The sequence below is a fragment of the Rathayibacter sp. VKM Ac-2929 genome (assembly GCF_022815495.1).
GTDB classification, from domain to species: Bacteria; Actinomycetota; Actinomycetes; order Actinomycetales; family Microbacteriaceae; genus Rathayibacter; species Rathayibacter festucae.
In genome coordinates this window covers 812,200-838,602 of record NZ_JALGRV010000002.1, presented here as the reverse complement: position 1 = coordinate 838,602, position 26,403 = coordinate 812,200, and the positions used below count along the sequence as shown (strand labels likewise).

Sequence of the window (26,403 nt, the reverse complement as noted above, 5' to 3'; positions counted from 1 at the left end):
TCCTTAGGTCGGGGTGGGGTCGGTGGGCCCGTCCGCCGCGCGGCGGCTCTGGGTGTCGAGCTTGGTGCCGGTGACCATGCAGTACGTCCACAGGGCGACGAACGCCGCGCCGATGACGAACATGATCGGGACCAGGGCACCGGTGGCCACGATAACGAACTGGAGGACCCAGCCGATCCGGAAGCCGGCCGGCCGGTTGAGCAGGCCGAGCGTCGCGACGAGGGCGAGGCAGACCACCGCTCCCCCGACGAGGACGATCACCGGGTCGGCGGCCTTCAGCCCGAAGGCGACGAGTGTCGCGAGGAAGACGATGACGGCCTCGAAGCCGAGGACGATCGAGCCGAGGCTCTCGCGGACGGTCCGGGTGCGGCGCGGCCGGCCGGCCCTCACGCGCCGAGCCAGTTCTCGTCGCGGGCGACGGTCATCGTCCGTCCGACGAGGGTGATCGACCCGGTGACGAGCAGGGCGCCCCTGTCGGTCCGGGCGGCGAGGAGGCGGCCGGCGGTGAGCGCGCCGTCCGGGTCCTCGGCGACGCGGACCGACTCCGCGGGGAACACGGTGCGGGCCAGCTCGGCGAGCTCCTCGGCCGGGACTCCGCGCTCGCTCGGGGCGGTCGTGACGATGAGCTCGTCGACGACCGGCAGGAGCGCGCGCAGGATGCCCTCCGCGTCCTTCTCGGCGAGGACGCCGAGGACCGCGGTGACGCGGTCGAAGTCGAAGTAGCGCTCGATCGCGGAGGCGAGGGAGGCCGCGCCGTGCGGGTTGTGCGCCGCATCGACGACCGTGCGCGGCGACTGGCCGACGATCTGGAGGCGGCCCGGCGAGGTCGCCGCGGCGAAGCCCTCGTCGAGGACGTTCCCGGTCAGCTCCTGCGTGCCGCCGCCGAGGAACGTCTCGACCGCGGCGATCGCGACCGCCGCGTTCTCGGCCTGGTGGTCGCCGAAGAACGGCAGCAGAAGCTGCTCGTAGCGGGTGACGAGACCGCGGACGGAGACGAGCTGGCCGCCCACGGCGACCGTGGTCGACTCGACGTCGAAGTCGGCGCCCTCGAACACGATCGTCGACTCGGTCAGCTCGGCCGCCTGCCGCAGTACCGCCTCCGCCTCAGGGGTCTGCTTCGCCGACACCACGGCGGCCGCGGGCTTCACGATGCCGGACTTGGTGCGGGCGATCTCCTCGATCGTCGCTCCGAGCTGCCGGGTGTGGTCGAGCGCGATCGGCGTGAAGACCGCGACCTGCGCGTCCGCGACGTTCGTCGAGTCCCACTCGCCGCCCATGCCGACCTCGATCACCGCGACGTCGACCGGAGCGTCCGCGAAGGCCGCGTAGGCCAGCACGGTGAGAGCCTCGAAGAACGAGAGCGTGCTCTCGCCCCGGCCGACGAGCTCGGCGTCGGTCATGGTGAGGTAGGGCTCGACGTCGATCCAGTTCGTGGCGAGGCCGAGGTCGGAGATCGGCGCGCCGTCGATGACGATGCGCTCGTTGAAGCGCTCGAGGTGCGGGCTGGTGAAGAGGCCGACCCGCAGCCCGTGGGCGCGGAGCAGGCTCTCGATCATCCGGCTGGTCGAGGTCTTGCCGTTGGTGCCGGCGACCTGGATGACGGGGTAGGCCTGCTGCGGGTCGCCCATGTAGTCGACGGCGCGGCGCGTCGGTGCGAGCCGCGGGCGGGGGCTCGCCTCGCCGAGCCGCTTCAGCAGGCTCGCGTAGACGGCGTCGGCCGCCTCACGCGCGAGCCGGGCGTCCTCCTCGGAGTAGCGGTCCTTGTCAGACATCGGAGGCCTCCACCTTCTCGACGCGGATGATGGCGGTCCCGGCGGGCCCGAAGGCGATCGCACCCTCGCCGCCCTCCAGCGCGGTGGTGAGCGCGGCGAAGGCGAAGCCGGTCGCGAGGGTCTCCTCGGCGATCCAGAGCGCGTGCGGCTCGAGGGCCGCCATGCTCATCTCGTCGAGGACGATCTCGAGCTCGATGCGGTCGCTGACCTCGAAGCCGGCGGCCTTGCGGGCGTCCTGCACGGCGCGGATCAGGTCGCGGGCCAGGCCCTCGGCCTCCAGCTCCGGCGTGGTCGCCGTGTCGAGCAGCACGAAGCCGCCGCGCGGCAGCAGCGCGATCGCGCGGTCGTCGGCACCCGAGCCGCCGACCTCCAGGGTCAGCTCGTACTCGCCCTCGACCAGCTCGACGCCGCCGGCGGTGACGACGCCGTCGGTCTCGCTCCAGTCGCCGGCCTTCGCGGCCTTGATGACGGTCTGCACGCCCCTGCCGAGGCGGGGGCCCGCGGCGCGCGCGTTGACGGAGAGGCGGGAGGTGACGCCGTAGTCGGCCGCGCTGGACTCGACCAGCGGGACCAGCGACACCTCCTTGACGTTCAGCTCGTCGCGCAGGATCGCCTCGAACGGCGCCAGCTCGGCGGCGGCGTCGACGACGACCGTGAGCCGCGCGAGCGGCAGGCGGACCCGGAGGCCGGCCTGCTTGCGCAGCGACAGCGCCGTGGACGAGATGCCGCGGACCGCGTCCATCGCGTGCACCAGCGTCTCGTCGACCGGGAACTCGGCGGCATCGGGCCAGTCGGCCAGGTGCACGCTCCGCCCGCCGGTCAGGCCCTGCCAGATCTCCTCGGTCATCAGCGGGAGCAGCGGGGCGGCGACCCGGCAGACGGTCTCGAGCACGGTGAAGAGCGTGTCGAACGCCTCCGTGCCGCGGCCCTCGGCGTCGACGCCCTGCCAGAAGCGGTCGCGTGAGCGGCGGACGTACCAGTTGGTCAGCACGTCGGCGAAGTCGCGCAGCGCGGCCGCCGCGAGGGTCGAGTCGAGCGCCTCGAGGTGGCCGGTGACGGTCTCGATGAGATCGTGCGTCTTGGCCAGCAGGTAGCGGTCGAGCACGTCCTCGGAGTCGGTGCGGCGGCTCGCGCGGTAGCCCTCGCCCGCGGCGTCGACCGAGGCGTTGGCGTAGAGCGAGAAGAAGTACCAGGTGTTCCAGAGCGGCAGCAGCACCTGGCGCACGCCCTCGCGGATGCCCTCCTCGGTGACGACGAGGTTGCCGCCGCGCAGCACCGGGCTCGACATCAGGAACCAGCGCATCGCGTCGGAGCCGTCGCGGTCGAAGACCTCGGCGACGTCCGGGTAGTTGCGCAGCGACTTCGACATCTTCTGCCCGTCGTTGCCGAGCACGATGCCGTGGCTGACCACGTTGCGGAAGGCCGGCCGGTCGAAGAGCGCGGTCGAGAGCACGTGCAGCGTGTAGAACCAGCCGCGGGTCTGCCCGATGTACTCGACGATGAAGTCGGCCGGGTTGTGCGAGTCGAACCAGTCGGAGTTCTCGAACGGGTAGTGCACCTGCGCGAACGGCATCGAGCCGGAGTCGAACCAGACGTCGAGCACGTCGCTGATGCGGCGCATCGTCGAGCGGCCGGTCGGGTCGTCGGGGTTCGGACGGGTGAGCTCGTCGATGTACGGGCGGTGCAGGTCCTCCGGGCGCACGCCGAAGTCGCGCTCGAGCTCGTCGAGCGAGCCGTAGACGTCGATGCGCGGGTAGTCCGGATCGTCGCTCTTCCACACCGGGATCGGCGAGCCGAAGTAGCGGTTGCGGCTGATCGACCAGTCGCGCGCGCCGGAGAGCCACTTGCCGAACTGGCCGTCCTTGACGTTCTCGGGGACCCAGGTGATCTCCTGGTTCAGCTCCTCCATCCGGTCGCGGATCGCGGTGACGCGGACGAACCAGCTGGAGACGGCCTTGTAGATCAGCGGGTTGCGGCAGCGCCAGCAGTGCGGGTAGCTGTGCTCGTAGCTGGCCTGGCGGAGCAGGCGGTGCTGCGCCTTGAGGAGCTGCGTCAGCGGCTTGTTGGCCTCGAAGACCTGCAGGCCGGCGACCTCGCTGATCTGCGGCAGGAAGCGGCCGCCGTCGTCGACGGAGATGATGACGGGGATCCCCGCCGCCTCGCAGACCTTCTGGTCGTCCTCGCCGTAGGCGGGCGCCTGATGCACGACGCCGGTGCCCTCGCTGGTGGTCACGTAGTCGGCGACGAGGATGCGCCACGCGTTCTGCGTGCCCCACTGCTCGGTGTCGGCGTAGTGGTCCCAGAGGCGGTCGTAGCTGATGCCCTCGAGCTCGCTGCCGCGGTGCGTGCGCGAGACGGCGGCCAGCGCCGACTCCGCGTCCTCGTAGCCGAGGTCCTTGGCGTAGGCGCCGACCTGGTCGATGGCGAGGAGGTACTCGGCCGAGAGCTCGCGCTCCTCCGGCTCGCCCTTGCCGTCGGCGGCGCCGTTCGGGCCGGCCGCCAGCACGGCGTACTCGATGTCGGGGCCGACGGCGAGCGCGGCGTTGGTGGGCAGCGTCCACGGGGTCGTCGTCCAGGCGAGGGCGCGGACGGCGGTGAGGTTCAGCGCCTCGGCGGTCTCGCCGACGAGGGGGAAGGTGACCGTGACCGTCTGGTCCTGGCGCATCTTGTAGACGTCGTCGTCCATCCGCAGCTCGTGGTTCGAGAGCGGGGTCTGGTCGCGCCAGCAGTAGGGCAGCACGCGGTGGCCCTCGTAGGCGAGGCCCTTGTCGTAGAGCCGCTTGAAGGCCCAGATCACGGACTCCATGAAGGTGGGGTCGAGGGTCTTGTAGTCGTCGTCGAAGTCGACCCAGCGCGCCTGGCGGGTGACGTAGTCCTGCCACTCCCCCGTGTAGCGCAGCACCGACTCCTTGGCGGCCGCGTTGAAGGCGGCGACGCCCATCTCCTCGATCTGCGACTTGTCGGTGATGCCGAGCTGCCGCTCCGCCTCGAGCTCGGCGGGCAGGCCGTGCGTGTCCCAGCCGAAGCGGCGGTGCACCTGCTTGCCGCGCATCGTCTGGAAGCGGGGGAAGACGTCCTTGGCGTAGCCGGTCAGCAGGTGCCCGTAGTGCGGCAGGCCGTTGGCGAAGGGCGGGCCGTCGTAGAACACCCACTCCTGGGCGCCCTCGCGGGAGCGGATCGACTCCTGGAAGGTGTCGTCGGCCTTCCAGTAGGCGAGGACCTTCTCCTCGATCTGCGGGAACCGCGGCGACGCGGGGACGCCGCGGCCGAAGGCGGAGCCGGTGCTCGCGGGGACGCCGGTGCTCGCGTCGTCTCCGGCGCTCTCGGCATCGCGGGGGGTGGGCGGGGTCAGGGGGTAGGTCACGTGCGGTCTCCTGGCAGTGCTGCTGGTCTGCACGAGGACGGCCCGCCCGGATCTCAGACCCCGGGCCGGGTCGCGGTACCACCTCGCTTGAACCGCCCAGGACCGGCCCTCACGGGCTGTCCCTGGTCGCTCCCACTCGATCGGCTGTCACGGGCCGTACCCGTCCGGGTCTACTGGGCCGCGGCCGGGGCCGGGCTGTTCTTCCGGAGACTCACCGGTGATGGCCGGGTCGAAGTCGTCCAGCCGTTATCCTAGCGCGTCGGCGGTCGCCGGACAGGGGCGGAGGCGGTCATGGCGCGGACAGCGGGAGCGGGTCGCGGACGGCCGCGGGCGTCGTCGCGCTCCATGCTCGAGGACGCGGCTCTCGATCTCTTCGTCGAGCAGAGCTACGCGGGCACGACGGTCGAGCAGATCGCCCAGCGCGCCGGCGTCTCGCGCAACACCTTCTTCAACTACTTCGCCTCGAAGAGCGACGTCTTCTGGGTGCTCGTCGACGACCGGCTGGCCGAGCTGCCGGCGGCGCTCGAGGCCGCGTCGCCGGACGTGTCGACGATGGACGCTCTGCGCGGCGCGCTGCTCGCGGTCGGCGCGGGCTTCGGTCCGTCGAGCGTGCCGTGGGCGCTGACCCAGACCGAGCTGATCGGCAGCGTGCACGAGCTGCAGGCGTCGGCGCTCTCGCGGCTCGCTCGGCAGGCGGCGATCGTCGCGGAGTTCGTGCGCGCACGCGCCGGACGTCCGCTGCCCGCGCACGTGGCGCACGCCGTCGCCTACGCGAGCGTCGGGGCGGCGGTCGCCGCGGTGCAGGCCTGGGCGGCCGCGGGGCCGACCCGCGGCGAGCTGGTGCCCTACCTCGACGAGGCGCTGACGCCGGTCTGCCGCGGTTTCGCGCCCGTCGTCGGCTGACCGCGCCCGCCCGTCGCGGCTTCCCGGCCCCGCGGTAGGATCGTCGCGGCCGGTGAGCGACACGCTCCGAGAGCCCCCACCCAGGCATCATCACCACCGACGCGGTGCCGCCCATATCGAACCGGAGAACCATGACCGTCGCCGACCGCCTCCCCGCCAAGCCCGCCCTCGAGGGCCTCGAGAGCAAGTGGGGCCTCGTCTGGCAGACGGACGGCACCTACCGGTTCGATCGCACCGGGCTCTCCCGCGCGGACGTCTACTCGATCGACACCCCGCCGCCGACCGCCTCCGGCTCGCTGCACATCGGGCACGTCTTCTCCTACACGCACACCGACGTCGTCGCGCGCTTCCAGCGCATGCGCGGCAAGAGCGTCTTCTACCCGATGGGCTGGGACGACAACGGCCTGCCCACCGAGCGCCGGGTGCAGAACTACTACGGCGTCCGCTGCGACCCGACCCTGCCCTACACGCCGGACTTCGTGCCGCCGTTCGAGGGCGGCGACAACAAGAGCAGCAAGGCGGCCGACCAGAAGCCGATCTCCCGCCGCAACTTCATCGAGCTGTGCGAGCGCCTCACCGTCGAGGACGAGAAGCAGTTCGAGGACCTCTGGCGCACCCTCGGCCTCTCGGTCGACTGGACGCAGAGCTACCGCACCATCGGCGAGGAGTCGCAGGCCGCGTCGCAGCGCGCCTTCCTGCGGAACCTCGCCCGCGGCGAGGCCTACCAGGCGCAGGCGCCGACCCTCTGGGACATCACCTTCCGGACCGCGGTCGCGCAGGCCGAGCTCGAGGACAAGGACCAGCCCGGCGCGTACCACCGCATCGGCTTCCACCGCGACGGTGCGGAGGACGTCTTCATCGAGACGACCCGCCCCGAGCTGCTGCCCGCGTGCGTCGCCCTCGTGGCGCACCCGGACGACGAGCGCTACCAGGCGCTCTTCGGAACGACCGTGCGCACTCCGCTCTTCGACGTCGAGGTGCCGGTGCTCGCGCACCACCTCGCGCAGAAGGACAAGGGCTCGGGCATCGCGATGATCTGCACCTTCGGCGACCTGACCGACGTGGTCTGGTGGCGCGAGCTCGATCTGCCCAACCGCGCGGTCATCGGCTTCGACGGCCGCCTGATCTCCGAGGCGCCCGCCGCGATCGAGAGCGAGGCCGGCCGTGCCGCGTACGCGCAACTCGCCGGCAAGACCGTGTTCTCCGCGAAGCAGACCGTGGTCGCGCTGCTCACCGAGTCGGGCGAGATGGTCGGCGAGCCCCGCCCGATCGTGCACCCGGTGAAGTTCTTCGAGAAGGGCGACAAGCCGCTCGAGATCGTCTCGACCCGCCAGTGGTACATCGTCAACGGCGCCCGCGACGCGGCGCTCAAGGAGCGCCTGCTCGAGCTCGGCCGCGACGTGCGGTTCGTGCCCGAGTTCATGCGCGTCCGCTACGAGAACTGGGTGAACGGCCTCGCCGGCGACTGGCTGATCTCGCGCCAGCGCTTCTTCGGCGTGCCGATCCCGGTCTGGTACCCGCTCGACGGCGACGGCAACCCGGTGTTCGACGCGCCGATCGTCCCCGAGGAGTCGGCGCTGCCCGTCGACCCGTCCTCGGACGCCGCCCCCGGCTACTCGGAGGACCAGCGCGGCGTGGCCGGCGGCTTCCAAGGCGAGCTCGACGTGATGGACACCTGGGCGACCTCCTCGCTCACCCCGCAGCTCGCCGGCGGCTGGGAGCGCGACGACGAGCTCTGGCAGCTGGTCGCGCCCTACGACCTGCGCCCCCAGGGGCAGGACATCATCCGCACCTGGCTCTTCTCGACCCTGCTGCGCTCGCAGCTCGAGGACGGCCGCGCGCCGTGGAGCACCGCGACGGTCTCGGGCTTCATCGTCGACCCCGACCGCAAGAAGATGTCGAAGTCGAAGGGCAACGTCGTGACGCCGGCCGGCATGCTCGAGCAGCACGGCTCGGACGCGGTGCGCTACTGGGCCGCCTCCTCGCGCCTGGGCACGGACGCGGCCTTCGACCCGCAGAACCCGACGCAGATCAAGATCGGCCGCCGCCTGGCGATCAAGGTGCTCAACGCGGCGAAGTTCATCCACGGCTTCCCGCTGCCGGAGGGCGCGACGGTCAGCGACCCGCTCGACCTGAGCATGCTCGCCGCGCTCGACGGCGTGGTCGCCGACGCGACGACGGCGCTGGAGAACTACGACCACGCCCGTGCGCTCGAGACCACCGAGGCGTTCTTCTGGACGTTCTGCGACGACTACCTGGAGCTGGTGAAGGAGCGCGCGTACGGCGAGGACGGCGCGTCCGCGGCCGCCGCCCTGCACCGTGCGCTGGACGTGCTGCAGCGGCTGTTCGCGCCGTTCATCCCGTTCGCGGTCGAGGAGACCTGGTCCTGGTCGCACGACGGCTCGGTGCACGTGCAGCCGTGGCCGGAGCAGGCCGCTCTCGGCGGCGACCCGGCCGTGCTGACCGCCGCCAGCACCGTGCTGACCGCGATCCGCCGGGCGAAGACCGATGCGAAGGCCTCGCAGAAGACGCCGGCCCGGTCGGCCGTCGTCACCGCTCCGGCCGAGCTGGTGGCGTCGCTGCGACTCGCCGCGGGCGACCTCGCGGCCGTCGGCCGGATCGCGGAGCTCGACTTCGCCGAGGGTGACGCGCTGGCCGTGCAGATCGAGCTCGAGACCGAGCCGACCGCCTGATCACCCGGGGAGCGGGCTCCGGCCCGCTCCCCCTCTTCTCGAGAGGAACACCCCATGCAGCTCGGAACGCGCTGGCCGGTCGGCGGAGACACGCCGTCCACCCTGCCCGAGATCGTCGTCACCGCCGTCCGCGACGTGGAGGGCGAGCTCGCCGCCGCCGGCACGGACAGCTCCGCCTGGCGCTGGACGCTGACCTGGCTCGAGGGCAAGCCCGTGCTCGAACTCGACGACGGCACCACCATCACCTACCGCCCGGACGAGGACGCCGCCTACATCACCCAGCCGCAGGGCCGCGTCGAGGGCGAGGACGACGACTGGGGCTGAGCGGCTGACGGCGTGGATCTCGATACGCGCGCTGCGCGCGCTACTCGATCAGCATGGGTGGGCCGCTGCGCGGGCTGCTCGATCAGCATGACGTTCCATGCTGGTCGAGTAGCCGCGCAGCGGCGTATCGAGACCCACCGTCTCCAGCAGGGCGGGACCGCGGACCCCGCCCGCGGACGCGGCGCCCCTAGGCTCGCTGGATGAGCACTTCCGCCGCCGTCGCCGTCCTCCTCGAGCCGAGCGCGCTGCCGCACGGGCTGCCCGACTTCGCGGCGGTCGAGCCGGAGGCGTACCGCCCGGCGTTCGACGAGGCGCTGCGGCGGCACCGCGCGGAGATCGAGGCGATCGCTTCCTCCCCCGACGAGCCGACGGTCGAGAACACGCTGGTGGCGCTCGAGCGCTCCGGCCGGGAGCTGCGCCGGGTCAGCGCGGTCTTCTTCACGGTGGGCGCCTCCGATCGCACGCCGCTGACCGACGCTGTGGAGGAGGAACTCGCTCCCCTGCTCTCCGCGCACGACGACGCGATCACCCTGGACCCGCGCCTCTACGCCCGGGTCCGCTCGCTCGCCGACCGCGAGGCGACACTCGACCTGGACGCGGAAACCGCCTACCTGCTCGAGCGCGTCCTCCTGCGCTTCGAGCGCGCGGGCGCCCTCCTCGACGACGCCGGCAAGACCCGGCTCAGCGCGCTGAACGAGCGGCTGTCGAGCCTGACCACCCGGTTCGACAAGAACCTGCTCGCCGACACCAACGAGCGGGCCGTGCTGCTGGAGCGCGCCGAGAAGCTCGACGGACTCGACGCCTCCGAGATCTCCGCCGCCGCCCGCGCCGCCGCGGATCGCGGTGCCGACGGCTACCTCGTGACGCTGCCGCTCTACTCCGGGCACCCGTGGCTCGCCCGCCTGCGCGATCGCTCCGTCCGCGAGCGGATCCTGCGCGCCTCCCTCGGCCGCGCCGGGGAGAGCGGAGCGCACGACAACCGGGAGGTCCTGCTCGACATCGTCGCCCTGCGCGCCGAGCGCGCCGCACTCCTGGGCCACTCCTCGCACGCCGCGTTCGTGATCTCGGGCCAGACGGCCGGCACACCCGAGCGCGTCCGCGCCCTCCTCGAGGAGCTCGCGATCCCCGCCGCCCGGAACGCCCGCGCCGAGCTCGAGCAGATGCAGCAGCAGGCCGACACCGAGCAGGACGCCGCAGGACGGCCGCGCTTCATGCTCGAGGCCTGGGACCGCGCCTTCTACGAGGAGCGCGTCCGCACCGCCCGCTACGCCGTCGACTCCAGCGCGCTCCGCCCCTACTTCGAGCTCGAGCGCGTCCTGCGCGAGGGCGTCTTCGCCGCCGCCACCGGGCTCTACGGCGTCCGGTTCGCGGAGCGGCCCGACCTGGTCGGGCACAGCGCGCACGTCCGCGTCTTCGAGGTCGCGGAGGAGGACGGCACCCCGCTCGGTCTGTTCCTCTTCGACCCGTTCACGCGCGACTCGAAGCGCGGCGGCGCCTGGATGAACTCGCTCAGGACCCGGACGACGCTGCTCGGCGACTCCGCCGTCGTCGTGAACACGCTGAACATCTCGGCGCCCGGCGACGGGGAGGCGGCGCTGCTCAGCCTCGACGAGGTCGAGACCCTCTTCCACGAGTTCGGGCACGCGCTGCACGGCCTCTTCGCGACCACGCGTTACCCCCGCTTCGGCGGCACGAGCGTCTTCCGCGACTTCGTCGAGTTCCCGAGCCAGGTCAACGAGATGTGGATCCGCCACCCGGAGCTGCTGCCCGTCTACGCCCGGCACGTCGAGACCGGTGAGCCGCTGCCGGCCGCCGTCGTCGAGCAGCTCGAGGCGGCGGCGCTCTGGGGCGAAGGCTTCGCGACCACGGAGTACCTGGCCGCCGCCCTGCTCGACCTCGCCTGGCACGAGACGCCCGCCTCCGCCGACCGCGCCGACGTCGTGGAGTTCGAGACGCGCGCGCTGGAGGCCGCCGGGCTGCTGAACGCCGCGATCCCGCCGCGGTACCGCAGCACCTACTTCAAGCACGTCTTCTCGGGCGGCTACTCCGCGGGCTACTACTCCTACATCTGGAGCGAGATCCTGGACGCCGACACCGTCGAGTGGTTCGAGGACAACGGCGGACTCGACCGCGCGGCCGGCGAGCGGTTCCGGCGGCGGATCCTCGAGATCGGCGGCTCGCGCGACCCGCTCGTCGCCTACCGGGAGTTCCGCGGGCGCGACGCGCGCACCGAGCCCCTGCTGCGGCGCCGCGGACTCGCCTGATCCAAGGGCGCGTCCCAGGGGTCAGGAGTGGCGGGCCACCCGACGCGGGTGCAGCCAGGCCAGCACGACCAGCCCCACCACCAGGCCCCAGAACGCGGAGCCGATCCCCGCGACCGCGATGCCGGACGCGGTGACGAGCAGGGTCGCCGCGGCGGGCAGACGCAGTCGCGCGTCCTCGACCGCGGCCTGCACCGACGAGACGAACACGCCGAGCAGCGCCAGCCCGGCCACCGCCTCGATCAGCAGCGGACTGGCGGAGGAGACGAGTGCCGCGGCCGCTCCCGCGACCGCGCCGAGCACCAGATAGGACGCTCCCGCCGAGACCGAGGCGATCCACCGCCGCTCCGGCTGCGGCGAGGCCTCCGGACCCGCGGTCAGAGCAGCACTCAGCGCCGCGTAGTTGACCGGCACTCCCCCGAACACCGCCGAGACGCCGGAGGCGAGGCCGCTCGACACGATCGCCGGACGGGAGTGCGCCTCGAAGCCGAAGCTCGACAGCACCGCGATGCCGGGGATGTTCTGCCCCGCCATCGTGACGACGTAGAGCGGCAGCCCGATGCCGACGATCGCGCCGATCTCGAAGACCGGGGCGACGAACTCCGGGACCGGCAGCAGCGGCGCCCCGGCGAGGGCGGCGCCGTCCGTGACGAGCAGCAGCACGATCGCGAGCGCGATCGCCGCCGGCACCGCCCAGCGCGGCAGCAGGCGGAGCAGGATCAGCCAGAGCGCGATCACCGGCAGCGCGAGCAGCGGGATCTCGACCGCCGCCCGCACGGGCGCCAGCACGAGCGGGAACAGGATGCCGGCGAGCATCGCGTTGGCGAGCGGCCGCGGGATGCGCGCCACGAGCCTCCCGAGCGCCGGCCAGAGCCCCGTCACGACGATCAGCGCGGACGCGACGAGGAAGGCGCCGACGGCGCGGTCGAAGCCCCCGGGCAGGGTCGCGGTGGCGGCGAGCAGGGCGGCGCCCGGGGTGCTCCAGGCGAAGGTCATCGGCACCCGGTAGCGCACGCTCAGCGCGATGCAGAGCACGCCCTGCAGGACGCAGACCGCGAGCAGACCCGACGCGGCCTGAGCATCGGTGGCGCCGACGGCGACGACGCCCGCGAGGACGATCGCGAACGAGCTGGAGAAGCCGGTGAGGGCGGCGACGATCCCGGCGAGGAGCGGCTGGACGATGACGGTGCCTCCGGTCGCTGACCCGGCCGAGCGCTGAGCCGGCGGACGCATCGGCGATGCGCTCCGCCAGAGTAGGGAACCGCGTCGCGCCCGGGCGCACGAACGCCGGGCCAATCAGCGCGAACTGGTCACGCGACGGCCCGGCGGAGGCGGCTCAGGCGCTCTTCTCCTGGCGGCGCGGAGCGTGCGGCACGATGGTCGGCGCGGCATTGTCGAGAACCGCGGCGCGAGTGACGACCACGCGGGCGACCTCGTCGGAGGACGGCACCTCGAACATGATCGGGCCGAGCACCTCCTCGAGGATGGCGCGGAGACCGCGGGCGCCGGTCTGCCGCAGCACGGCGAGATCGGCGATCGCCTCGAGGGCGCCGCGGTCGAACTCGAGCTCGACCCCGTCGATCTCGAACATCCGCTGGTATTGCTTGACCAGCGCGTTGCGCGGCTCGGTCAGGATCTGCATCAGCGCGACCTGGTCGAGCTGCGTGACGGTGGTGACCACAGGGAGGCGGCCGATGAACTCGGGGATGAGCCCGAACTTGTGCAGGTCCTCTGGGAGCACCTCGCTGAAGATGTTGATCTCGTCCTGCTTGTTGTGCAGCGGGGCGCCGAAGCCGATGCCGCGCTTGCCCGCGCGCGAGGAGATGATGTCCTCCAGCCCGGCGAAGGCGCCGGCCACGATGAACAGTACGTTCGTCGTGTCGATCTGGATGAACTCCTGGTGCGGGTGCTTCCGACCGCCCTGCGGCGGCACGGAGGCGACGGTGCCCTCGAGGATCTTCAGCAGCGCCTGCTGCACGCCCTCGCCAGAGACGTCGCGCGTGATCGACGGGTTCTCGGCCTTGCGGGCGATCTTGTCGACCTCGTCGATGTAGATGATGCCGGTCTCGGCCCGCTTGACGTCGTAGTCCGCGGCCTGGATCAGCTTGAGCAGGATGTTCTCGACATCCTCGCCGACGTAGCCCGCCTCGGTCAGCGCCGTCGCGTCGGCCACGGCGAACGGGACGTTCAACCGCTTGGCCAGCGTCTGCGCGAGGTAGGTCTTGCCGCAGCCGGTGGGGCCGATCAGCAGGATGTTGCTCTTGGCGATCTCGATCTCGTCGTGGATCGCGTCCGCGGCGGTGATGGTGTTGCGCACCCGCACGCGCTTGTAGTGGTTGTAGACCGCGACGGCGAGGGCGCGCTTGGCCTGCTCCTGGCCGATCACGTACTCCTCGAGGAAGCCGTAGATCTCCTTCGGCTTCGGGAGGTCGAACTCGTGGCTCGTCTCCTCGCTCGACTCGGAGAGGCGCTCCTCGATGATCTCGTTGCACAGCTCGACGCACTCGTCGCAGATGTAGACGCCGGGACCGGCGATGAGCTGCTGGACCTGCTTCTGGCTCTTGCCGCAGAACGAGCACTTCAGCAGGTCGGCGCTTTCGCCAATACGTGCCACGGGGATGCCCCACTTCCTTGTCGTGCGTCGGTGCTCTCGGGCGGCGGTGCCGTCGAGCGTCTCGCAGAGGGCGGTCATGCGGAACCGCCGAACTCAGGACCGAGCCTAGCCGCTGAGCCGAGAGGGCTCGGCAGGCGGGCCGGATCGGCGGACCATTGCCCCGTCCGTGTCGGTTTGCTACGGTCCGGCGGCGCGCATCCGTCCGCCGGCACGCGGAAGGGCCGGGCGGCGGATCGCTCCGCCTCCCGGCCCCTCGACGATCGGTCGCTCTCCCGAGGTCAGACCGTGAGGGCGGGAACGCCCTTGCGGCTGGTCAGGATCTGGTCGATCAGTCCGTACTCGAGCGCGTCGTCGGCGCCGAGGATCTTGTCGCGGTCGATGTCCTTCTTGACCTGCTCCGGGGAGCGGTTGGAGTGGAAGGACAGCGTCTTCTCGAGCCACTCGCGCATGCGCATGATCTCCGCGGCCTGGATCTCGATGTCCGAGGCCTGGCCACCGCCCTGCTGCACGGCCGGCTGGTGGATCAGGATGCGCGCGTTCGGCAGCGCCAGGCGCTTGCCGGGCGTGCCCGCCGCGGTGAGCACCGCTGCGGCCGACGCGGCCTGACCGAGGACGACGGTCTGGATGTGCGGGCGGATGTACTGCATGGTGTCGTAGATCGCCGTCATCGCGGTGAAGGAGCCACCGGGCGAGTTGATGTACATCACGATGTCGCGGTCCGGGTCCTGGCTCTCGAGCACGAGGAGCTGGGCCATGATGTCGTCCGCGGACGCGTCGTCGACCTGCACGCCGAGGAAGATGATGCGGTCCTCGAAGAGCTTCGCGTAGGGGTCCTGGCGCTTGTAGCCGTAGGCCGTGCGCTCCTCGAACGTGGGGAGGATGTAGCGGGAGGAGGGCGCGGCTCCGGAGCCGAAGGCCGTCCCGCCGAAGGTGGGTGTGTTCATTGTCTCTTCCTGATCTCTCGGCGCGTCGGGGTGCTCAGCTGTCGGTGGCGGTTCCGCCGCCGCCGGCGACGTCGGTCGCCGAGGAGCGGATGTGGTCGACGAAGCCGTAGGCCAGGGCCTCCTCGGCGCTGAACCAGCGGTCGCGGTCGCCGTCCTCGTTGACCTGCTCGACGGTCTTGCCGGTCGCCTTCGCGGTGATCTCGGCGAGGCGCTTCTTCATGTCGAGGATCAGCTGCGCCTGGGTCTGGATGTCGGACGCGGTGCCGCCGAACCCGCCGTGCGGCTGGTGCAGCAGGACGCGCGCGTTCGGCGTGATGTAACGCTTGCCCTGGGTCCCCGCGGTGAGCAGGAGCTGACCCATGGACGCCGCCATGCCGATGCCGACCGTCACGATGTCGTTCGGCACGAACTGCATCGTGTCGTAGATCGCCATTCCCGCGGTGATCGAGCCGCCGGGCGAGTTGATGTACAGGAAGATGTCCTTCTCGGCGTCCTCGGCCGCGAGGAGCAGGAGCTTCGCTGCGATCTCGTTCGCATTCTCGTCGCGCACCTCAGAACCGAGCCAGATGATCCGGTCCTTGAGAAGGCGGTCGAAAACACTGTTGGGCATCGCCATATCGGCCATGTGTCGCTCCGTTTCAGTTGTCGCTTCGGAGGCGAATCTATCGGACGGCACCCGGGCGACCCGGCCGTGTTCGCCGGGGGCGGAGCCGGAGCGGCCGGTGTTCGCCCGGGGCGGACTGCGGACGGGACCCGGGCCGGGGCTCGACCCCGGACTCGGGCCGAGACGACGAGAGCCGCCCCCGGTGATCCGGGAGCGGCTCGTGTCGTTCTGCGTCGAGGACTACTCGGCGGCCGGGATCTCCTCGGCGGCCGGAGCCTTCTTCTTCGCGGGGGCGCGCTTCTTCTTGGGGGCCGGAGCGGCCTCCTCCTCGGCGGGCGCCTCGGCGGCGGCGGGGGCCTCCTCGACGACGGCCTCCTCGACGACCTCGGCGGCGGGCGCGTCGACCTCATCGGTCGCGGCGTCGGCGTCCGTCTCGTCCGCGTCGTCCCCGGGGACGGCGGTGAACGCGGTCAGGTCGACGGCGTTGCCCTCGGTGTCGGTGACCTTCGCCTTGCCCAGGACGATCGCGAGCGCCTTGTTGCGGGCGACCTCGCCGACCATCTGGCCGATCTGGTTGTTCTCGGAGAGGATCTTGATGAACTCGTTCGGCTCCATGCCGTACTGCGCCGCACCCTGGATCAGGTACTGCGTGAGCTCGTCCTGGCTGACCTGGACCTTCTCCTGCTCGACGACGTGGTCGAGGAGGATCTGGGTCTTGAAGGTCTTCTCGCTCGCCTCGGTCACCTCGGCGCGGTGCTCGGCGTCCTCGAGGCGGTTCTCGCCCTCGAGGTGGCGGTGCACCTCGTCCTCGACGAGCGCGGCGGGGACGGGGACCTCGACGAGGCCGAGGAGGGCCTCGACGAGCTTCTCGCGCGCCTGGCCGCCCTGACCGAAGGTCTTCTGCTGGGCGGCCTGCTCCTTGAGCGAGTCGCGCAGCTCGGCGATGGTGTCGAACTCGCTGGCGATCTGCGCGAAGTCGTCGTCGGCGTCGGGGAGCTCGCGCTCCTTGACGGCGGTGAGCGTGACGGCGATCTCGGCCTGCTGGCCGGCGTGGTCGCCACCGAGCAGCGGAGCGGTGAACGTGGTGCTCTCCCCCGCGGTGAGCGAGTCGAGCGCCTCGTCGATGCCCTCGATCAGCTCGCCCGAGCCGAGCTCGTAGGAGATGGCGTTGGCCGTGTCGACCTCGACGCCGTCGATGGTCGCGATGAGGTCGATCTGCGCGAAGTCGCCGGTCGTCGCGGGGCGATCGACGGTGACGAGCGTGCCGAATCGGCTGCGGAGCTTGTCGAGCTCGGCGTCGACGTCGGCGTCGGTCACCTCGGCCGCATCGACCGTGAGCTCGAGGCCGTCGTAGGCCGGGACGGTGATCTCGGGGCGGACGTCGACCTCGATGGCGAGCTCGAGGTCGCCGGTGAAGTCCTTGTCGCTCGGCCAGGCGACGATGTCGGCCTGCGGGCGGCCCAGGGGGCGCACCTCGGTCTCGCGGACGGCCTCGCGGTAGAAGCCGTCGAGCCCCTCGTTGACGGCGTGCTCGAGGACGGCGGCCTTGCCGACCCGCTGGTCGACGATCGCCGGCGGGACCTTGCCCTTGCGGAAGCCGGGGACGTTGATCTGCTCGGCGATGTGGCCGTAGGCGTGGGTGATGCTGGGGCCGAGCTCGTCCGGGGTGACCGAAATCGCGAGCTTGACGCGGGTCGGGCTCAGCTTTTCTACCGTGGTCTTCACGTGAGGGGATCTCCTGTGCTGGTTGGTGTCGGCGCCGTGTGACCGGTCGTCACGGGTCGATGTCGTCACGATGAGTACTCGTGGTCGGGGCGACAGGATTCGAACCTGCGACCTCCCGCTCCCAAAGCGGGCGCTCTAGCCAAGCTGAGCTACGCCCCGGTTGCGCGGGCCGGTGCACCGTGCCGATGAGGACTCTCGTCGAGCCCTTCCTGCACGGTCACTGGCGCGACACGCCGAAATGGCCTTCGCAAGTGTACTGCACCGCACTCCTGCGGCCGGAACAGGCGCGCGGGGGCGGCTTCGCGGGTCGGCGTCGCCGCCGCTTCGCCTCGTGTACTACAGTGTCCTGGTGCCCGGTCGAGACGACGGGCCCCGCCCGAGAGGGCGGCCCGCGGCGGGTTCTCCGGACTGCCGATTCCGGGGCTGTAGCTTAGTGGTAAAGCCTCTGTCTTCCAAACAGATGATGCGAGTTCGATTCTCGTCAGCCCCTCCGATTCTTTCTTCCTTCTTGCTGGTCGAGTAGCCGCGCAGCGGCGTATCGAGACCCACCGTCCTCAGAAGGGATGGATCTCGACACGCCCTCTGCGAGGGCTACTCGATCAGCTGGGCTTCCGCGCGCTTCCGCATGCTGGTCGAGTAGCCGCTTAGCTGCGTATCGAGACCCACCGTGCTCAGCAGGGATGGATCTCGATACGCCCCCTGCGAGAACTACTCGATCAGCATGGCGGCGGAGCTCAGCGGACGGTGACGGCGACCGGGGCACTCGACGCGGTGTTGCCCGCGGCGTCCGACGCCTTCGCCACGACTAGGTGCTCGCCCTTGGGGAAGCCCTTGGTGGAGACGGTCAGCTTCCAGGTGCCGTCGGCCGCCTTCTTCGCCGTCCCGATCCGCGTGCTGCCCGTCCAGAAGACCAGGGACGTGGTGTCGGCGTCCGCGACCGCGACGAGGGTGACCGTTCCGACGACGGTGCTTCCCGCGGTCGGGCTGGTGACGCGCGAGGACGGTGCGGCCGTGTCTCGGGCCGGAGTCGGCGTCGGCGTCGGCGTACGCGTCGGGGTCGGAGAGGCAGTCGGAGTCGGAGTCGGAGTCGCGGTCGCGGTCGGAGTCGGCGATGCAGTCGCAGTAGCAGTCGGAGTCGCGGTTGCAGTCGGAGTCGCGGTTGCAGTCGGAGTCGCCGTTGCAGTCGGACTCGGGGTGGCGATCGGAGTCGCAGTCGGCGTAGCGGTCGGAGTCGCGGTCGGCGTGGCAGTCGCGGTCGGCGTAGCAGTCGCGGCCGGAGACGGAGTCGGGGTGGTGGTCGGGGAGGCCGTCGCGGTGGGGGACGCGGTCGGGGTCTCGGCAGGATCGGTCGGCTCGGGGACGGCTGTCGGTGCCGGGGAGGCGCTGGGCGTCGGCACGCTCGTCGGCTCAGCGGTCGGCGGAGCGGACGGCACGGGCGTCGACGTCGGCTCGGACGCCGCCCAGTCGGGCACGGCCTCGGGTCCCCAGAGGATGTCGGCGATCAGGGCCTGGCCGCGGGCGTTGGGGTGGAAGTAGTCGACGGTGGACACGATGTCGGGCGAGACGGCGGCGGCGGTGAAGGCGCCGTCGTCCCAGACGCAGCGGGAGCCGACGGCGGAGCAGGCCGCGGCGAGGGCGTCGTTGAACTGACGGGTGCGCTGCGCCGCTGCGGCGACCGCCGCGGTGTACGCGTCACCGGTCTGGACGACGTTGTCGGCCGTCGCCCCGCGGGTCGTGCGGCAGAGCCGGTTCGCGGGCCAGCCCGCCTCGGCCGGTCCCCCGCGCAGGCCCGCCCACTCGGACGCGATGTCCGGCATCGAGCCGACGAGGACCGTCGCCTCCGGCCAGGTCGAGCCGATCTGACGCAGCAGGCTCGACGCCGACGCGCTGAAGGACGCGGCGGGAGTCATCGCGTACCCGTCGGCGGCGCCCGTGAGGTCGGGGTGGCAGAGGTCGTTCCCGCCCACCAGGAGGGTGACGACGTCGGGGTCCGCGCCGGCCGAGGCGGCAGCGGTCACGGTCGAGGCGACGGCGTTGATCCGGCTCCCCGACTTGGCGTAGTTCGCCGTGGTGACGACGCTGCCCGGGTTCACCTCCTGGAGGCGGGTGGCGATCGAGCGGACCGCACTCGCGGTTCCCGTCGACCAGGAGTTGACCGGGCAGTCGGCGCGGGTGCCGCAGCTCGAGGCGCCACGGGTGATCGAGTCGCCGAAGGAGACGACCGACAGGGTCGGGGCCGGTTCGGCGGCCGCGGCGGGCACCGCGGCCGCGCCGACGAGGAGGAGGGCGATGAGGAGGAGGACGGACAGGGGGGAACGGCGGGCCGGGCGCGGGGGCATGACTCTGCTCTCGTGGGGCGACGTGGTGCCGCGGCAGCGGAGCGAGGCGGGGGCGCGGGCTCCGTCGACCGGGCGACCGGGGGACGGGGAGGGGAACCGCCGGATCCGCCCGGAGAAGTGCCGCTCAGGGAGCCCGGCCACTCCGGCGGTGCCGGCTGCTCAGAGCCTGGCCGACGGCGCGGCAGCACGGCACCGCCTCAGGACCGGCCTGCTCCCCCCATAGGTGAGGCGCGGCACGGGTCGAATCCTTCGGTGCGTCCTGCACCGCTCCGACGAGGACCGCCGCGGTCCCGTGGGGCGCCTGACGGCGGCCCCTGCTGGTCAGCGGACCGTGACGGTGACGGGGGCACTCGTCCCCGTGTTGCCCGAGCGGTCGGTCGCGGTGGCGACGAGATCGTGCTCGCCCTTCGGGAAGCCCCTGGTCGACACGGTCAGCGTCCAGCCGCCGTTCGCCGCGTGCTTCGCCGAACCGAGGCGGCGACCCTCGCTCGAGAAGACGAGCGAGGCGGTGTCGTCGTCGGAGACGGCGGCCAGGGCGACGTTCCCCGAGACCGAGTCGCCGGCGAGCGGGCCGGTGATGCGCACCGTCGGCGCGGTCGTGTCCTTCGTGCCGGCGAGGCCTCGGCTCGGGGTCGTGCTCGGAGTGGAGCCGGGCGCCGGAGCGCGGGTCGCTGCGCGTGCCGGGGTCGTGGGCCGAGCAGGAGTCACGGTCTTCGTCGCTCGGCGCGCGCCGGCCGGGGTCGGAGTGGCCTTCGGCGCGGGGGTGGTCTTCGACGACGGGGTGGTCGTCGGGGCGGGAGTCGTCGTCGGAGTGGGCGTCGTCGGGACCGGTGCGTCGGTGACCGCCGGCACCGGCGGGGAGACCGGAGCGCCCTGGGTGAGGCGCGCGGCCCAGGCGGGGACCGCCTCGGGACCCCAGAGCACCCGCGCGATCAGGGCCTGGCCCTGGACGTTCGGGTGGAAGGAGTCGACGCTCGAGACGATCTCGGGGCTGATCTCCGTGCGGCTGAGGGCGCCGCCGTCCCAGACGCAGTGCGGGCCCTCGGCCGCGCACGCCGAGGCGAGCGCGTCGTCGTACTGCCGCGTGCGCTCGGCCGCGGCCATCACCGTCGAGGTGAAGGCGTCACCGGTCTGGACGACGTTGTCGGCGAGGGCCCCGCGCGTCGTCCGGCACAGCTTGGCCGACGGCCAGGTCCTCGCGCCCGCGCCGGTCTGCACCGCGGCCCACTCGGACGCCACGTCCGGGACCGACCCGACGAGGACGGTCGCCTCCGGCCAGGCGGACCTGATCCGCTGCAGCGCACTCGTCGCGGACGCGGCGAACGCGTCGGCGGGCGTCATCGCGTAGCCGTCGGCGGCGGCCCGGAGATCGGGGTGGCAGAGGTCGTTGCCGCCGATGAGCAGCGTCACGACGTCGGGTCGGGCCCCGGCGGCCGCCGCGGCGGACACCGCCGAGGCGACTCCCGCGATCCGGCTGCCCGACTTGGCGTAGTTCGTCGACGTGACGGTGCGACCCGGGTTCAGCTCCTGGAGGCGGGTGGCGACGGAGTGGACCGCGGGTGCGGAACCGGTGGCCCAGGAGTTGACGGGGCAGTCGCCCCGGCCTCCGCAGGTGGTGGCGGCGCGGGTGATCGAGTCGCCGAACGAGGCGACCGAGAGCGCGGGGGCCTCGGCGGCGGTGGCGGACGGGGCGGCTGCTCCTCCGGCGAGGAGCAGTGCCGTGAGAGCGACGGTGGACAGGCGGGAACGGAGGGACATGGCTCTTCTCAAGGACGGTGATCAAGGAGGGCGGAGCACGGTCGTTCGACCGTCGGCTCCAGCGGTCGACCGACCGCGGTGAGGTCCGCGGACGACGCCGGCGGAACCTCGTGGGGAAAGGTATTTCCGCTCCTCCGCAGGCCGCCAACTTGTGGCACGGGTCGACTCGACTGGCGTTCATCGAGCAGTTGTCGGCATTTGACCACGTGGCGCACTCTGACGATCGGTGCGCCTCCCTCGAGCTAGCGGCCGACGGCGGCGGTCTGCTGGAGGTCCGCCGGAGACGGGCTCCCCTCGGACGGCTGCGCTCCGGCCGGACGGCCGAGCGTCACGCGCTCGGTCACGTTCTCGGGCATGCCGACCCGCGTCCTCGACTCGTCCGGGGCGCCGCTCGTCGAATCGGCGATGCCGATCTCGTCGAGCGTCGGGAGGTCCGCCGGAGCCGGAGCCGGAGCGCCTGCGGAGTGCGGGACCGCCCACGCGGGAACCGCCTCCGGGCCCCACAGGACGCTGGCGACCAGCGCCTGGCCGGCGACGTTCGGGTGGAAGTAGTCGACCGTCGAGAGGACGTCCTTCGTGACGGGCGTCCTGGTGAGAGCACCGCCGTCCCAGACGCACTGGGGGCCCGCTGCGGAGCAGGCCGCGGCCAGGGCCTCGTTGTACCGATCCGTGCGCTCCTCGGCTGCGGCGACCGTCGCCTCGAAGGCGGCCCCCCTCTGGACGTGGTTGTCGGCCTTGGCTCCGCGCGTGGTCCGGCAGATGCTGAAGAGTCCCCAGATCAACTCGCCCGGTGTGCCCTGGACGACCTCCCACTCGGACCCGATGTCCGGCACCGACCCGAGCAGCACGGTCGCCCGGGGCCAGGCCGAGCTGATCTGCCGGAGCAGACCCGACGCCGAGGCGGAGAAGTCCGCGGCGGGCGTCATCGCGTAGCCGTCCGGCCCGGCCGGGACGTCGGGGCTGCAGAGGTCGTTGCCTCCGATGAGGAGCGTGACCACGTCCGGAGCGGCCCCGGCCGCCTGTGCCGCCGTGACCGCCGCGGAGACCTCGGCGATGCGGCTGCCGGACTTCGCGCGGTTGTCGGTCGTGACCGTGCGCTGCGGAGCCACCTCCTGGAGGCGGGTCGCGATAGAGCGGACCTCGGGGGCGGAACCGGTCGACCAGGAGTTGACCGGGCAGTCGTCCTCCGTGCCGCAGGTCGCGGCGGCTCGGGTGATCGAATCGCCGAAGGCGACGACGGACAGCTCGGACGGTGTCGCGGCGGCGGCCGCGGGGGCGATCGCCCCTCCCGCGAGCACGGCCGCGGCGAGGCCGAGGACGATCAGGGGGGAACGGCGGGGACGATGCGGGGACACGATTCTCCTCGGGAAGAGTGGGACGGAGACAGAGGTGTCCGATCGATCGGCGAGCCGTCGATCCGAGGGCGGCGACCGCACACCGGAGTGCCACGGCGGAACCTGTTCCCGAACGATAGAGACGCTCACCGCAGAGGCGGGAACTTCTGGCGCCGATCGGGCTCCTGGCGCTCCCTGACCGCCTCAGTCGGTCCCGGCGCCGGCCGCTCCCCGATGCAGCTCGGCCAGGTCGAGGTACGACGCGGCGTTGCGGCGGATCCCGTCCCGCTCCTGCTCGGACAGCTCGCGGCGCACCTTCGCCGGAACGCCCGCGACGAGGGAGCCCGGCGGCACGACGGTGCCCTCGAGCACCACTGCGCCGGCGGCGACGAGCGACCCGGAGCCGATCACCGCCCCGTTCAGGACGGTCGCGTTCATCCCGACGAGCACGTCGGACTCGAGGGTGCAGCCGTGCAGCACGGCGTTGTGCCCGACCGAGACACCCGAGCCGAGTGTCGCGTCGAAGCCCTCGTCCACGTGCACGATCACGCCGTCCTGCAGGTTGCTGCCGCGGCCGATCCGGATGCGCGCCTTCTCCGCGCGGAGGACGGCGCCGTACCAGACGCTCGACTCCTCCTCCAGCTCCACCGCCCCGACGAGGGTCGCGCCCGGGGCCACCCAGGCCGAGTCGGCGACGACCGGGGATCCGCTCGGCAGAGCGATCAAGCGGGCGTCCGGGTGCGCTCCTGGTGCCATGCGATCGGTCCTCCTCCTCGGCGGACTTCGCGGTCGCCGGATCCCAGTGTCGCAGGGGCGTCGGGCACCGCCCGGGCGGCGATCCTGGCCGGTCGTCGGACCCTGACCACGATCTGTCCCCGTCCGGGGCACGCGCGGAGGAGGCGGCACGACTTAGGCTGACCCCGGTCCGGGGGGATTTCCGTGACCGACGGAACAAGGGGACGGCAATGCGACGACGTACCGCACGGGCGACGATCATGGGAGCGCTCGCAGCCCTCCTCCTGGTGCCGATGGTGGCCACCGCGCCGGGCAGCTCGGCGAGCGCCGCCGCCGACACGGTGAAGCCGGTTGTGAGCATCACCGCTCCGACGAGCGGATCGACGGTCTCGGGGACGATCTCCCTGAAGGCGACGGCGACGGACGCGGTCGGGACCACTCAGCTCTCGTTCTGGGAGGGCACCCGCCGTCTGGGCTACGCCACCGTGCAGGCGGGCGTCTGGTCTCTGCCGCTCGACACCCGGACGCTGACCGAGGGCTCGCACGTCTTCGTGGCCAAGGGCAAGGACGCGGCGGGGAACATCGGCAACAGTGCCGCCACGCGCGTCACCGTGCAGAACACCGGCTCGACCCCCGTTCCGACGACGAGTCCCTCCCCCACGCAGACCCCGGTCCCGTCGGCGACGCCCACCGCGACGACCACTCCCTCGCCGACCGCGAGCCCGACGACCGCGCCGAGCCCCAGCGCCACGCCGACCGCCACGGGCTCGCCGAAGCCCGACACGACGAAGCCGACCGCGCGCATCACCTCGCCCGCCACGGGGAGCACCGTCCCGCGGACCGTGACGCTCGTCGCCACCGCGTCGGACGACGTCGGAGTCACCGCTCTCTCCTTCTGGTCCGGCTCCACCCGGGTCGGGAACGCCGTGCAGCAGGCCTCCGGCGACTGGTCGCTCACCACCTCGAGCCTCGCCGTGACCTCGCACGTGATCATCGCCAAGGCCCGCGACGCCGCCGGCAACATCGGCAGCAGCGGCTCGATCGCGCTGACCGTCTCGGCCACGGCACCGACGACGCCGCCGACCGCGACTCCGACGCCCACCGCGACCCCGACGAGGACTCCGACGCCCACGGCGACGCCGACCGCCACCGCGACACCGACCGCGACCCCTACGGCCACCCCGACCGCGACGCCGACCCCCACGGCGACGCCCACCACTCCCCCCACCGTGCCCGGCGTTCCGGCGCCGCTCGCGCAGTGGGACTTCACCCAGTCGGCCGCGCCGTACTACTCCACGGCGAACGACCTGCCGCTGCTCCAGGCGGGCAAGACCAAGGCCACGGCCACGTCGACGCCCTGGGGCTCCGGGATCTCGATGACCGGGTCGAGCTTCCTCCGGGTGCCGCAGGAGTCGGCGGGTCGCCTGACGATCGGCGCCACGGGCAACGCGGTCACCGTCGCGAGCTGGGTCTACATGACCGACGACAGCACCGGCTACGTCGCCGGCGCCTGGAACGAGCACGGTGAGCGCGCGGGCCGCTCCTACGGCCTCTTCTACGACCTCGGCCTCTACGGCGGTGACGAGCGATCGGCCTTCCACGTCTCGCGGACCGGCGGCCCGACCCCCGGCTATCCGTACTCCCGCGACTACTCGGCCTCGGGGAACACGTTCACTCGGAACACCTGGCAGCTGCACGTCGGCACCTACGACGGCACCTACGCGGTCTCCTACCTGGACGGCACCTCGGTCGCCTACCCGCGCTTCGTCGACAACAAGGGCGCGACCTACGCGAAGAACCCGTACCTCTTCACCGAGGGCCTGAACCCGAACGCCGGCGACTTCACGGTCGGCGCGGTCGAGCTCACCTCGGGCCCCGGCAACTACGCGAAGGGCACCTTCGCGAAGATCCGGGTCTGGGACAAGGCCCTCACCGCCGACCAGGTCAAGGCGCTCTACGACACGGAGCGGACGGCGCTGAAGTAGGCGTCGGGACTGTCTCTTCCGCGTCGGAGGCCGATGCTGATCGAGCAGCCCGCGCAGCGGGCGTATCGAGATCCACCAGCGTCAGGACCGGAGTCTGCAGACCCGACCTGCTGACGACGGTGGGTCTCGATACGCCCCTTCGGGGCTACTCGACCAGCATGATTGCGGGCGCATCTCGGCAGATCGCATCGCCGTGACGGCAGGCATGCTGATCGAGTAACCCGCGGAGCGGGCGTATCGAGATCCACCAGCGTCAGAGCAAGGGTCTGCAGAGCCGCCCAGCTGACGGCGGTGGGTCTTGATACGCCCCTGCGGGGCTACTCGACCAGCATGGAGGGGCCTCACCGGCGAGACGCGGTGCGACTACTCGGCCGGCTCAGCGCGCGGCGCGGAGCCAGGCCAGCACCGCGAGCACGCGGCGGTGGTCCGAGCCGGAGTCCTCGAGTCCGAGCTTCTGGAAGATCGAGGTGACGTTCTTCTCGACCGCGCCGACGCCGATGAAGAGCGCGGCGGCGATGCCGGCGTTCGTGCGCCCCTCGGCCATCGCCTCGAGCACCTCGCGCTCGCGCGGGGTCAGGAGCGCCAGCGGGTCGCGGTTGCGCTGGAGCAGCGAGGCGACGACCTGCGGATCGAGCACAGTCCCGCCCGCCGCGACGCGCTCGACGGCGTCGCGCAGCTCCTCCACCGAGGCGACGCGGTCCTTGAGCAGATAGCCCATGCCGCCCTCGCCCGAGCCGAGCAGCTCGTGCGCGTAGGTCACCTCGACGTACTGGCTGAGCAGGAGCACGGCGATCCGCGGGTGCAGGCGCCGGAGGTCGAGGGCCGCGCGGACGCCCTCGTCGCGGAAGGTGGGCGGCATGCGGACGTCGAGCACGGCCACGTCCACCGAGGACGGCTCCGCGGCGACGGCCGCGAGCAGCCCCTCGGCGTCGCCGTGGGCTCCGACGACGGAGAAGCCGGCGTCCTCGAACAGTCGGACCAGGCCCTCGCGCAGGAGGACGGAGTCCTCGGCGAGGGCGACACGGATCGGTGAGGCGGGCGGCACGCC

General features: G+C 72.1%; 18 protein-coding genes and 2 tRNA genes. 6 read left to right on the top strand and 14 right to left on the bottom strand.

What is annotated here, in order from left to right; all coding sequences use genetic code 11:
• Positions 1-3: 3 nt before the first annotated feature.
• The 3 genes from MT355_RS08460 to ileS are packed head-to-tail and all read right to left on the bottom strand — an operon-like array spanning position 4 to position 5,136.
• The gene (locus MT355_RS08460) at positions 4-390 is read right to left on the bottom strand and encodes a DUF4233 domain-containing protein (RefSeq protein WP_243599174.1); all 387 of its coding nucleotides are present in this window, start codon (positions 388-390) and stop codon (positions 4-6) included.
• The gene (locus MT355_RS08455; protein WP_243599173.1) at positions 387-1,772 is read right to left on the bottom strand and encodes a folylpolyglutamate synthase/dihydrofolate synthase family protein; all 1,386 of its coding nucleotides are present in this window, start codon (positions 1,770-1,772) and stop codon (positions 387-389) included. Before MT355_RS08455 ends, MT355_RS08460 begins: the two co-directional genes overlap by 4 nt.
• A complete protein-coding gene (gene ileS / locus MT355_RS08450; RefSeq protein WP_374204648.1) occupies positions 1,765-5,136 on the bottom strand; it encodes an isoleucine--tRNA ligase in 3,372 nt (1,123 codons plus the stop codon). The genes MT355_RS08455 and ileS overlap by 8 nt, the downstream gene beginning before the upstream one ends.
• A 291-nt stretch (positions 5,137-5,427) precedes the next feature.
• Between ileS and MT355_RS08445 the strand changes: the two genes are divergently transcribed.
• From MT355_RS08445 to MT355_RS08430, 4 genes are all read left to right on the top strand, one after another.
• Complete coding sequence (locus MT355_RS08445) at positions 5,428-6,039, top strand: TetR/AcrR family transcriptional regulator (RefSeq protein WP_123732272.1); 612 nt, start codon at positions 5,428-5,430, stop codon at positions 6,037-6,039.
• A 131-nt stretch (positions 6,040-6,170) separates the two neighbouring features.
• Entirely contained in the window at positions 6,171-8,732 is a 2,562-nt protein-coding gene (valS, locus tag MT355_RS08440) for a valine--tRNA ligase (RefSeq protein WP_243599172.1), read from the top strand.
• Positions 8,733-8,786: 54 nt separating this feature from the next.
• The gene (locus tag MT355_RS08435) at positions 8,787-9,056 is read left to right on the top strand and encodes a hypothetical protein (protein ID WP_123736916.1); all 270 of its coding nucleotides are present in this window, start codon (positions 8,787-8,789) and stop codon (positions 9,054-9,056) included.
• Between the two features lie 200 nt (positions 9,057-9,256).
• Positions 9,257-11,320, top strand: coding sequence for a M3 family metallopeptidase (locus tag MT355_RS08430; protein ID WP_243599171.1), 2,064 nt, complete (start codon positions 9,257-9,259; stop codon positions 11,318-11,320).
• A 21-nt stretch (positions 11,321-11,341) separates the two neighbouring features.
• Here MT355_RS08430 and MT355_RS08425 read toward each other — a convergent pair whose 3' ends face one another.
• From MT355_RS08425 to MT355_RS08400, 6 genes are all read right to left on the bottom strand, one after another.
• Positions 11,342-12,550: a benzoate/H(+) symporter BenE family transporter gene (locus MT355_RS08425; RefSeq protein ID WP_243599170.1), complete on the bottom strand. Its 1,209-nt coding sequence runs from the start codon at positions 12,548-12,550 to the stop codon at positions 11,342-11,344.
• Between the two features lie 103 nt (positions 12,551-12,653).
• Positions 12,654-13,931 (bottom strand): ATP-dependent Clp protease ATP-binding subunit ClpX, encoded by a 1,278-nt coding sequence (gene clpX / locus MT355_RS08420; RefSeq protein WP_123445812.1) that lies wholly within the window; start codon positions 13,929-13,931, stop codon positions 12,654-12,656.
• A 278-nt stretch (positions 13,932-14,209) separates the two neighbouring features.
• Complete coding sequence (locus MT355_RS08415) at positions 14,210-14,875, bottom strand: ATP-dependent Clp protease proteolytic subunit (protein ID WP_123445811.1); 666 nt, start codon at positions 14,873-14,875, stop codon at positions 14,210-14,212.
• 34 nt (positions 14,876-14,909) lie between these two features.
• Positions 14,910-15,551 carry an ATP-dependent Clp protease proteolytic subunit gene (locus MT355_RS08410; protein WP_260300538.1) on the bottom strand — a complete coding sequence of 214 codons (642 nt, stop codon included), beginning with the start codon at positions 15,549-15,551 and terminating at the stop codon, positions 14,910-14,912.
• 168 nt (positions 15,552-15,719) lie between these two features.
• Positions 15,720-17,204 (bottom strand): trigger factor, encoded by a 1,485-nt coding sequence (gene tig / locus MT355_RS08405; RefSeq protein WP_243599169.1) that lies wholly within the window; start codon positions 17,202-17,204, stop codon positions 15,720-15,722.
• 81 nt (positions 17,205-17,285) lie between these two features.
• Positions 17,286-17,363 (bottom strand) — tRNA-Pro (locus MT355_RS08400).
• 260 nt (positions 17,364-17,623) lie between these two features.
• Between MT355_RS08400 and MT355_RS08395 the strand changes: the two genes are divergently transcribed.
• Positions 17,624-17,694: transfer RNA gene (locus MT355_RS08395), tRNA-Gly, on the top strand.
• Positions 17,695-17,938: 244 nt separating this feature from the next.
• Here MT355_RS08395 and MT355_RS08390 read toward each other — a convergent pair.
• From MT355_RS08390 to MT355_RS08375, 4 genes are all read right to left on the bottom strand, one after another.
• Complete coding sequence (locus tag MT355_RS08390) at positions 17,939-19,543, bottom strand: GDSL-type esterase/lipase family protein (RefSeq protein WP_243599168.1); 1,605 nt, start codon at positions 19,541-19,543, stop codon at positions 17,939-17,941.
• Between the two features lie 321 nt (positions 19,544-19,864).
• Positions 19,865-21,301, bottom strand: a complete 1,437-nt coding sequence (locus MT355_RS08385) for a GDSL-type esterase/lipase family protein (RefSeq protein ID WP_243599167.1) — start codon at positions 21,299-21,301, stop codon at positions 19,865-19,867.
• Positions 21,302-21,543: 242 nt separating this feature from the next.
• Positions 21,544-22,656 carry a GDSL-type esterase/lipase family protein gene (locus MT355_RS08380; RefSeq protein WP_243599166.1) on the bottom strand — a complete coding sequence of 371 codons (1,113 nt, stop codon included), beginning with the start codon at positions 22,654-22,656 and terminating at the stop codon, positions 21,544-21,546.
• A gap of 183 nt (positions 22,657-22,839) precedes the next feature.
• Positions 22,840-23,391, bottom strand: a complete 552-nt coding sequence (locus MT355_RS08375) for a gamma carbonic anhydrase family protein (RefSeq protein WP_243599165.1) — start codon at positions 23,389-23,391, stop codon at positions 22,840-22,842.
• Positions 23,392-23,600: 209 nt separating this feature from the next.
• Here MT355_RS08375 and MT355_RS08370 point away from each other — a divergent pair, with 209 nt between their 5' ends.
• The gene (locus MT355_RS08370; protein WP_243599164.1) at positions 23,601-25,355 is read left to right on the top strand and encodes an Ig-like domain-containing protein; all 1,755 of its coding nucleotides are present in this window, start codon (positions 23,601-23,603) and stop codon (positions 25,353-25,355) included.
• Between the two features lie 376 nt (positions 25,356-25,731).
• Here the strand turns inward: MT355_RS08370 and MT355_RS08365 are convergent, their stop codons facing one another.
• Positions 25,732-26,400 (bottom strand): response regulator transcription factor, encoded by a 669-nt coding sequence (locus MT355_RS08365; RefSeq protein WP_123703482.1) that lies wholly within the window; start codon positions 26,398-26,400, stop codon positions 25,732-25,734.
• Positions 26,401-26,403 lie beyond the last annotated feature (3 nt).